At 55.2% G+C, this 8073-nt stretch carries 9 protein-coding genes; 3 read left to right on the top strand and 6 right to left on the bottom strand.

The genetic code is table 11. The annotated features are described in order from the left end of the window. Positions 1 to 19: 19 nt before the first annotated feature. The 3 genes from Q0628_RS15265 to Q0628_RS15275 are packed head-to-tail and all read right to left on the bottom strand — an operon-like array spanning position 20 to position 2039. Entirely contained in the window at positions 20 to 706 is a 687-nt protein-coding gene (locus Q0628_RS15265; RefSeq protein WP_298772455.1) for a hypothetical protein, read from the bottom strand. 1 nt (position 707) lies between these two features. Further along, positions 708 to 1229, bottom strand: a complete 522-nt coding sequence (locus tag Q0628_RS15270; protein ID WP_298772457.1) for a hypothetical protein — start codon at positions 1227 to 1229, stop codon at positions 708 to 710. A 6-nt stretch (positions 1230 to 1235) separates the two neighbouring features. Beyond that, complete coding sequence (locus tag Q0628_RS15275) at positions 1236 to 2039, bottom strand: hypothetical protein (RefSeq protein ID WP_298772459.1); 804 nt, start codon at positions 2037 to 2039, stop codon at positions 1236 to 1238. Positions 2040 to 2134: 95 nt separating this feature from the next. Between Q0628_RS15275 and Q0628_RS15280 the strand changes: the two genes are divergently transcribed. From Q0628_RS15280 to pheS, 3 genes are all read left to right on the top strand, one after another. Further along, entirely contained in the window at positions 2135 to 3427 is a 1293-nt protein-coding gene (locus Q0628_RS15280) for a hypothetical protein (protein ID WP_298772460.1), read from the top strand. Beyond that, positions 3424 to 3981: a pyridoxamine 5'-phosphate oxidase family protein gene (locus tag Q0628_RS15285; RefSeq protein WP_298772462.1), complete on the top strand. Its 558-nt coding sequence runs from the start codon at positions 3424 to 3426 to the stop codon at positions 3979 to 3981. Before Q0628_RS15280 ends, Q0628_RS15285 begins: the two co-directional genes overlap by 4 nt. An 89-nt stretch (positions 3982 to 4070) precedes the next feature. Further along, positions 4071 to 5093, top strand: a complete 1023-nt coding sequence (gene pheS, locus Q0628_RS15290) for a phenylalanine--tRNA ligase subunit alpha (RefSeq protein WP_072801315.1) — start codon at positions 4071 to 4073, stop codon at positions 5091 to 5093. 85 nt (positions 5094 to 5178) lie between these two features. Here pheS and Q0628_RS15295 read toward each other — a convergent pair whose 3' ends face one another. From Q0628_RS15295 to Q0628_RS15305, 3 genes are all read right to left on the bottom strand, one after another. Beyond that, positions 5179 to 6165, bottom strand: coding sequence for an RNA methyltransferase (locus Q0628_RS15295; protein WP_298772464.1), 987 nt, complete (start codon positions 6163 to 6165; stop codon positions 5179 to 5181). Between the two features lie 67 nt (positions 6166 to 6232). Next, a complete protein-coding gene (locus tag Q0628_RS15300) occupies positions 6233 to 6808 on the bottom strand; it encodes a 5-formyltetrahydrofolate cyclo-ligase (protein WP_298772466.1) in 576 nt (191 codons plus the stop codon). Between the two features lie 57 nt (positions 6809 to 6865). Beyond that, positions 6866 to 8023 carry an HRDC domain-containing protein gene (locus Q0628_RS15305; RefSeq protein WP_298772468.1) on the bottom strand — a complete coding sequence of 386 codons (1158 nt, stop codon included), beginning with the start codon at positions 8021 to 8023 and terminating at the stop codon, positions 6866 to 6868. Positions 8024 to 8073: the final 50 nt, after the last annotated feature.

The raw sequence follows: 8073 nt of genomic DNA on the forward strand, positions 1-8073 counted from the left end.
TTGCCCTATTTGTCAAGGGTTATTTGGAAAAATTCTCCAAAATCCAGTCTTGATGCTTGTTTTGCCAGTAGCTCCAGTCGTGCTCGCCCTGCGGATCGAACTTGATGTCGCAGGCGGTTCCCACGTTGTTGCAGAACTCCTGGATCCATGGAATGGTCTTTTCGGAGGGGTACAGACGGTCGGAGCCGCCCTGAATGAATCGCCAACGACCGTTTTTCATCGGGGGGTGCTGGGCGACCTGTGCTGCCGGTCCGAGTGAGGCTCCAAAGGAACTCATGAGAATTCTCGTCTTGACCTTCCGTTTTCCCCAAAGGCTGTAGGCGATGACTCCGAGCGAGCCGTCAGAGATGCCGACCAGTGAAATTTCGGAGATGGGCTTCTTGACGCGACTCTCGAGGTCATCCAGGCCTTGGTCAACGGCCTGGATTGTGCCCGGTTCGACCCAGTGGTTCTGCTTGCAGGCGGAGGGGCTGACGATTGTGTAGCGAGGGAGCATCTGCGCCAGGTCGTTGCCGGCGACGAGTCCCTTTTCGCAGTTCCCGCTAGTCATGCCTCCGTGGAACCAGACGATTGTTTCGTCGGCGTAAGCCTTGGCAGAAGATTGCCATATGCCGACAGGGCGGCCTTGCTTGTACAGGGTATCCGTTGGTGCCGCTGCAAGGGCTGCTGATGTGGCGACTAGAAATAGGGAAACGGAAAATTTCATTTTACCGTCTCTTCTTCACTAGCCACAGGATGAATAGCGCAAGCGAGAGAATTATGAGCGCAAGGACGAGGGAGCACCCGATGAAACCGTAGTAAACCTGGTATTCCATCACGAGCGTGTCGAAATCCAGTTCTCCGAATGTGGAGGCGATGCTGTGGACGACGAATTGTCCGTCATTGGTGCGTGCCGCGGAGATTTCGAGAGGAATGTCTCCGGCATCGGGACTGGCAAAGCTGAACCATTCGGACATTTCGTCCAGCAGCTCCTGCGAGGCGTAAAGGACGAAGGTTGCCTGGTCGTCTCCGTTGATCTGGAACAGTGTCTTGTCGAAGAACGGAATGTTTGTCCCGCCGAAAATGCTGGGTATGGCGGCGTGGGTTACGGTTCCGTAAAAGAGATGGTCCTCCTTGATCAGCCCCTTGAGTGCGGGCATGATATAGGAAAACACCCAGAGAGCAAGAAACAGGAACAGAAATGAAAAATTGAGCAGGGCTGGCTTGCGCGATGTGAAAAAACGAATCATGGAATCTTATTGCCTTGACCTGAAGATGAAAAAGAAGGTAGAGAGCATAAGTACAAGCGTGAGGAAGTAGAAAGCCATCGGAATCTTGGACTTGAGCGACATTTCTTCGATGTTCTGCTGCTGGAAGAACTGGATCAGGTCCTCGCTGTACATGACCGCCATCTCGTTGTTGAAACGGCTCCAGGCGAGGCTCAGCTCCTCGTTTTCCTGGAGAAGCGGGACAATCCTGGACTTGATCGTGTCAGGAAGGGTTGCTACCAGGGAATCTCCTAGGCCGGATAGTCCGACCAGGTAGCCTGCCCTAGCCGAGTCAAGGATGCCTTGCAGGGGCAGTTGAATGCTGGCGGGGAGTTCAGCCACCTGGTTTCGTACTTCTTGAAGTCCGTTGAGCCAGGCGGTCCTGCTTTCCGTATAGCGCCTCATGCCTGCGACTTTTGCGAGCACCTCGCGCTCAAAGCGTTCCGTAATCGAGTAGGAGGGGGCCTTGACTCCGAGTCCGCGGATGTTGTCCATTTCGCGTGAAAAGGAAACCGCGATTTCGCGAAGCGTCATGGTCTGAGCCTGCACGAATACGGTATCGGCGCCGTATCCGATGCGGATGCGTTCCATGCTGCGCATGGCGTAGGATTCCTGCAGCTGGTAGTCCGACAGAGTCTTTATGTAGCGCGAATACATGATGATCTGTGGCTTTTGGGAAAAGTAGAACAGGACGGTGAGACCTATGGCAACGGCAAGAACGACCCACACCCAGGGGGAGCGGATTCTCGCGTTAAAGGTCTCGGCAATCGATTTGTTCTTTAACTCCAGCACTTTTTAGAAATTAACTTTTTTATACTTTGAGTGCTATGGTAAAAACCTTTTTTTTGATGTTTTTGACGCTTTGTTTTGCGTTTTTGGGGTGCACCGTGCAACGTGCCGAAGAGACCGTACTGGCAGAACACGCGAACGGAGCGAAGAAAACCTCGATATGGGTGTACCCCGACGGTGAAATTCTGAAAAGAAACGAATGGTACAGCGATGGCATCAAGGAACTGGAAATCCCATATAAGGACGGTGTGCCGCATGGCAATTTTAAGCGCTGGACGGGGTTCGGCGATGTAGCCCTGCTGGGATACTACAGGAAAGGTCAGAAGGATGGTAAGTGGACATCGCTCTATAGCGACAAGAAGGTGGAGGCATACCGGTACTACGAAGAAGACCATCCCGTAGGTGACTGGGAAGGCTGGCATTACAATCGTGAAAGGGCATTTGAGGAACATTACGATGATAAGGGGTTTGCCGTTGGCATCTGGAAAAAGTGGTTCGACAACGGAGTGCTGGAGCAGGAAGGAGACTGCCATGCCAAATGGGATCCGAAGAGGCAAATCGAATCGGCTCCGAATGAACGGAATGGTGTAACTTATCTGAAAAGATATTCTAAAGATTGCCACTTGCTAGAAGAATGGACCTGCAAGGATGGAAAGCTGATTGGGCCGTTTTCTCTTTATTATGAAAGCTATGGCGAGTCGCCCGATACGGCAAATTGCGGTAAGGGGCGCGTGCGAGTGCAGGGCGTGCTTGGCAAGGGTCCGACGGGCAAGGACAGTGTACTTGTAGGCTCGGTCATGTATTATAGGGCGGACGGCACTCCCATGAAACAGGAACACTGGAGAAATGATGGCAGGCGCGATTCCGTGTGGCGGTGGTTCAACGAAAGTGGAATTATGGTTCGCGAATGCGACTTGCGAGTGTCTGGCGTGGTCTATGGGGCTTGCGAAGGCGATATGTCCAAGTTCTGTGCGGAGACCTCCTATGTGGATGGAATTGGCGGCGTGCTCAATAGTAGTAACTTGGTACAGAGCGCTGGTTTTGAACAAAGTATTGGGAAATTTCCGGCGACGATACGCTACTTTAAGCCGGGGCGTTTGCTGCTTTATGAAGAATATTGGAAGGATGGACAAATCGCGGAAAGTCGCAGTTTTTTCCCGGATAGTATGGGTGCGGGTCTTGCGAGCGAAACCTTCTGGAAAGACGGTAAACGCAACGGAATTATGCGTAACTGGTATAAGAGTGGCGTACTTCGCGACAGTCTCACTTTCGTGAACGGTGAACGCGTGGGTGAACAGTTCAGCTTTGATAGCACCGGTAAACTCACGATACATAAAACAGAGGCTGGCAAAAATCGACCAGTGATTATGCATTTGCTGGGGGAAAAATGAGGCGAAAGGATAGAGAAGTTTTAGGAAACGAAAATATTGCAAAAATTATCGAGCAGTGCACGACCTGCCATGTTGCGATGATAGACGATGCAAATGTGGGTACGCCCTACGTGATTCCGATGTCGTTCGGGTATAGCCTGGAAGGCGGCGTTCTGGAGCTGTACTTCCACTGCGCGCATGTCGGCAAGAAACTCGACTGCATCCGCAAGAATCCGAACGTGGCGTTTAGCATGTGCGTCGAGAACCGCATCGAGATTCATGAAGATGTTTATTGCAAGAGTGGCCGCTTTTATGCAAGCGTCGTCGGGCAGGGCAAGGCCGAAATCGTCGAGGATAGCGCCGAGAAATGCCGCGGACTCTCGCTCCTGATGGAACGGCAGGCTGCGGGTGCGCCGCACGCCTCAGGCTCCGCGCCGTCTACGCACGCGGCCCCGCACAAGTTCGAATTCACGCCTGCGCAGGCCGCCGCCGTGACCGTATTCAAGATAACGAGCACGAACTTCACCGGGAAAGCGAAGCCAGGCGTTACGGGTGTGGCGTCTGAACACCCGTAGAGGGAGTAGCGGCAGACACGGCTGAGCCGTGGCTAAAGCGAGGGGGAGACCTCCCCCTTTGACTGAAAATTTCTAAATTTGTGGCCACTATGAGTGAAGCTATTAACAATGTGAAGCAGGCGTTTGACGCAGAACTTGCGCAAACCGACCTTACGAACCAAGAAGCCGTCAACAACCTCCGCGTGAAGTACCTGGGCAAGAAGGGTGCCGTCACCGACCTCATGAAGCAGATGGGGAGCTTGAGCGCCGAGGAACGTCCGGCTTACGGCAAGCTCGTGAACGAACTTAAGGTCGCCGTCTCCGAGGCAATCGACAAGGCTATCGAGACCGCGAACCAGGCTGCGCTCCAGAAGAAGCTGGAAAGCGGCTTTGTCGATACGACGCTCCCGGGTGCAGGCATCCCGGCGGGCTCGACGCACCCGCTTTACGACGTGCGCGAAGAGATTATCGACTTCTTTAGCCAGATGGGTTTCGAAGTGGACTTCGGTCGCGACATCGAGACGGACTGGTACAACTTCGAGGCGCTCAATACGCCGCCCGACCACCCGAGCCGCGACATGCAGGATACCTTCTACGTGGACGACAAGGTGATGCTGCGTACGCATACTTCCGGCACGCAGATCCATTACATGGAAACGCACAAGCCGCCGTTCCGCATGATTGCTCCGGGTCACGTGTTCCGTGTGGACAACGATGCAACCCATGCCCCGATGTTCCAGCAGTGCGAAGGCCTCGTGGTGGACGAAAACATCAGCTTTGCAGACCTCAAGGGCGTGCTCCAGGTGTTCATGAACAAGCTGTTCGGCGAAGGCGTCAAGACGCGTTTCCGCCCGAGCTTCTTCCCGTTCACGGAGCCCAGCGCCGAAATGGACGTGAGCTGCGTGTTCTGCGGTGGCAAGGGCTGCCGTCGCTGCAAGGGAACCGGCTGGATGGAAATCGGCGGTTGCGGTTCCGTGGACCCGAACGTGTTCAAGAACTGCGGCATCGATTCCGAGAAGTACACGGGCTTTGCATTCGGCTTCGGTCTCGACCGTATCGCGATGCTCCGCCACGCCATCCCGGAAATTGGCCTCCTGACCAGCAACGACCAGAGATTCCTGAGTCAGTTCTAGTTTAGACGATAAATATGAAAAAACGGACCGTGCGGCCCGTTTTTTTGTATTAAATCGTTTTGTTTTCGGCGAATTGCTGAGTCGCTTACTTGATGCGTAGTCTTGCGTATTCGTACAGGCCGAGCGAAAGGGCTACCGAGGCGTTGTAGGAGTGCGCTTCGGGCATCATCGGAATGCGGAGTACAGCGTCGCACTGTTTGCGAATGAAGGGCGGAAGGCCCACGTCTTCGCCACCGACGGCAATGACCGCCTGGTCGCTGAATTCAAAGCCGGCGAGGTTCGTCTCGGTGTCGGCATCGAGGCCAAGAATCTGGTAGCCCGCGAGCTTGAGTTCGCCGACGGCGGCTTCCAGGTTGTTCGGGCGGCAAATCTTCATCTTGTCGAGTGCTCCTGCGGCAGAGCGGGCGACAGCTGGCGTAATGCCGCACATTCCCTTGGCCGGGAGCATCAAAAGGTCTACACCCAAGGCGAGCGCACTACGGATGCAGGCGCCCAGGTTGCGCGGGTCTTCGATGTTGGTGCCCACGGCAATCAGCTTGCGTTCGCCTTTTTGCTTGGCGGCAAAGTATTCTTCGCGGATATCTTCCCAAACGAGGAGTTCCTTTTCGTTGAGCAGGGCGACCACACCGTGGTGCTGCGTTGTATAAGTGTTCAGGACTTTGGAATCCACCTGCTGCACGTGCACGTGGACGCGCTTGGCGAGTTTCTGCAGTTCGTAGAGCTTGGGGTTGCCCGACTGGTGCATAAAGAGTACGCGGTGCACTTGCATGGGGCTGCGTTCCAGAAGGTCGGTCACTTCGCGGATGCCGCCGATTGCGGTTTGCGGGGCGCCATCGGGGTCGCCGAAACTCACGCGGCGGTCGCCATCGGTCTTGCGGTGTGTGAAACCTTCGCGGTCCTTGTTGAATCGCGGACGTTCGCTGTTAAAACCTTCGCGCGGCTTGTTGAAATCGCGGCGGCGGAAATCCTCGAATCCTTCGCGGTGTTCGCTGGAATCGTCACGCGGTTCGCGGTCCTTGAAGTTGTGGCGGATAATGCCGAACTCAGTTTCTTTGTTCTTGTCGAAAGCCATTTTTTCTTCCTTTTAAAATTTTTCTTTGGATTGCTTCGCACTGCGTGCTCGCAATGACGTTTTTGTCTTAGGGTTTTTCCCTACAAATGATAATCTGGTCCATCTTGATGTCGGTCAGCTTTTGCACGAGCGGCTCCACGCTAATCTGCTTGGGAGTCGCGATGCCTGCCTTGTGGGCGTTCGGGTGCTTTGCCAAAAAGCGGTCGTAGTAACCCTTGCCGTGCCCGCAGCGTTCGCCGGTCAGGTTGAACTTGGTGCCAGGAACCAGGAACACGGTGAAGTCGCCTTCGTAGGCCGGAATGTCGCCGCGGGGTTCCATGATGCCGAACTTGCCCTTGACCAAATCTTTCTTGAGGCTTTGCACGTGGCAGAACTCCATGGTTGTGGGGCCCGTGCAGCGGGGGAGCAGCAGACGGTCTTCGTCGGCGAGCTGCTTGATAATCGGCATAATGTTCGGTTCGCCCGTGAGCGGGTAGAACGCCGCCACCTTGCGCGATTCCCTGTAACCCTTGATGGCGTGGACTTCTTCCCACGGGTTTCCGATGAGTTCTTCGCCGTCGCGCTTTTTGCGCAACATCTCGAAAAGCGGCCTGGAGCCAAAAATCACGAGAAGCAGTATGGAGACGATGAGTATGGATTCCATAAGTATGATGCCTGCGGGGGGGGGGAGGAGCGGGCGGTTGAGGTGAGTAGAAAAAAATTAGTCGGGGTCGCCTACGCGCTTTGCGTTGGGGAGATTCTGTTGCAAAATTTCGGTCCATAGGACGCGTTGCCAGTTCATGAGGTGAGCCTCTTCGTAGCGGGCCTCCCAGGGCATGTCACCCGGAGCGGCAAGCCAAATGAGCTGTGCCTTGTTGGCCAAGAGCGACGGGTCGAGCTCCAGTTCCTCGGCCTTAAGGTCGCGCCAGGTCTTGAGCACCGATAACAGGTCGGAATTTGGAACCACCGGCGGGGGCGGGGCCTTGGGGAGTCTTTCGGGCCAGTCCGATTGCGGAACGGCTACGGCCGTCTGCAGCATGTTCACGAACGAATCCAGGCGCTCGTCGCGGAAATTGCGGGGGAGCTTCGGCAACTTTTCCAAGTCCACGGTCGGGAAATTCGCCTCGCTGCGGCGTGCGATTGCAAGCATGAGTTCCACCGGCATCACCTTGTAGGGCGGGCGGTCCAGTTCCTGGGCCTGATTTTCGCGCCATTCCCAGAGGAACTTGAGCACGTTCAGGGCGCACGGCGAAAGCGGAGCAGAACCCGTGACGCGCCAGGGGTCCTTTCTCGGCGGGGCAGGGTGCTTGGCATGTTCGATCAGGGCTTCGCACTGTTCGGTAAGCCAGCTCATGCGGCCAGCTTCCTGCAACTTTTCTACGAGAATCGCGCAGAGTTCGTGCAGGTAGAACGTGTCGTGGATGGCGTATTCGCACATTTCGAGCGGCAGCGGTCGCGTGGTCCAGTCGGCACGCTGGTTTTCTTTCTTGAGTTCGTCGCCGAAGTATTCGCGCACCAAGTCCGCAAGGCCCAGGTGATCTTCGCCCAGGATCTTTGCCGCGAGCATGGTGTCGAAAATCTGCTTCGGCGAGAATCCGTAAGTCTGCCACAGCAGTCGCAAGTCGTAGTCGGCGCCGTGGAAAATGAGCGTCTGCATGGCGCGGGCCTTGAACAAAGGGGCAAGGTCAAGCCCACACAGCGGGTCCACAATGTAGTGGTGTTCGCCGATAGTAATCTGGATCAGGCAAAGACGGGTGGTATAATGGTACATGGAATCCGCCTCGGTATCGACGGCGGCCATTTCGTACAGCTCCAAATCCGCGAGCAAATTCGCGAGCGATTCTTCGCTATCTACCAGTATGTATTTCTCGTCTTGCATCGGTAGGGTGAAATGTAATAAAATTTTTGAGTAAAGGGGGAGGGCTCCCC

Origin of the sequence: uncultured Fibrobacter sp. (genome assembly GCF_937877005.1) — a bacterium.
Lineage (GTDB): Bacteria > Fibrobacterota > Fibrobacteria > Fibrobacterales > Fibrobacteraceae > Fibrobacter.

Coding starts and splice junctions, on each gene's coding strand:
- Q0628_RS15265 (WP_298772455.1), bottom strand. CDS start 706: ATGAAATTTTCCGTTTCCCTATTTCTAGTCGCCACATCAGCAGCCCTT.
- Q0628_RS15270 (WP_298772457.1), bottom strand. CDS start 1,229: ATGATTCGTTTTTTCACATCGCGCAAGCCAGCCCTGCTCAATTTTTCA.
- Q0628_RS15285 (WP_298772462.1), top strand. CDS start 3,424: ATGAGGCGAAAGGATAGAGAAGTTTTAGGAAACGAAAATATTGCAAAA.
- pheS (WP_072801315.1), top strand. CDS start 4,071: ATGAGTGAAGCTATTAACAATGTGAAGCAGGCGTTTGACGCAGAACTT.
- Q0628_RS15295 (WP_298772464.1), bottom strand. CDS start 6,165: ATGGCTTTCGACAAGAACAAAGAAACTGAGTTCGGCATTATCCGCCAC.
- Q0628_RS15300 (WP_298772466.1), bottom strand. CDS start 6,808: ATGGAATCCATACTCATCGTCTCCATACTGCTTCTCGTGATTTTTGGC.
- Q0628_RS15305 (WP_298772468.1), bottom strand. CDS start 8,023: ATGCAAGACGAGAAATACATACTGGTAGATAGCGAAGAATCGCTCGCG.